Origin of the sequence: Bacteroides sp. OF04-15BH, from assembly GCF_003477995.1 — a bacterium.
Classification (GTDB): Bacteria; Bacteroidota; Bacteroidia; order Bacteroidales; family Bacteroidaceae; genus Paraprevotella.
This window is the reverse complement of the sequence record NZ_QUEM01000117.1, coordinates 1-293: the sequence shown is the minus strand read 5'-3', so window position 1 is coordinate 293 and position 293 is coordinate 1. Positions and strand designations below refer to the sequence as shown.

Annotated in this window: 1 protein-coding gene; it reads left to right on the top strand. The window is 44.7% G+C overall.

Annotation, left to right across the window (positions count from 1 at the left end):
• Positions 1-293 (top strand): hypothetical protein (locus tag DXA74_RS16500; protein ID WP_199666218.1); only part of this gene is annotated, 293 nt, incomplete at both ends.

Sequence of the window (293 nt, the reverse complement as noted above, 5' to 3'; positions counted from 1 at the left end):
ATCGAGAATGGCATCTTGAAAGCCGATACTCTGCGATTTGCAACTACTGCAGGAAAGAACATCTGGTTTGAATACAGCTATCCGGCAGCAATCTCTAATGAAACTGTTACTTCAGCCTCTGTTTCCATTCTGAAAGATGCGGCAGGTCTCGTAACAGAGAATGTGCTTGCTGGATTCTATGCAGAGAATGACAATCTTGGCTTCGGTATGCTTTACCGTGGCTGGGGAGGTTTTGTTTATAACTCGGCAGAGGGCAGATATGCAAAGCCTATTGACGAGTCATTGCTGAAATT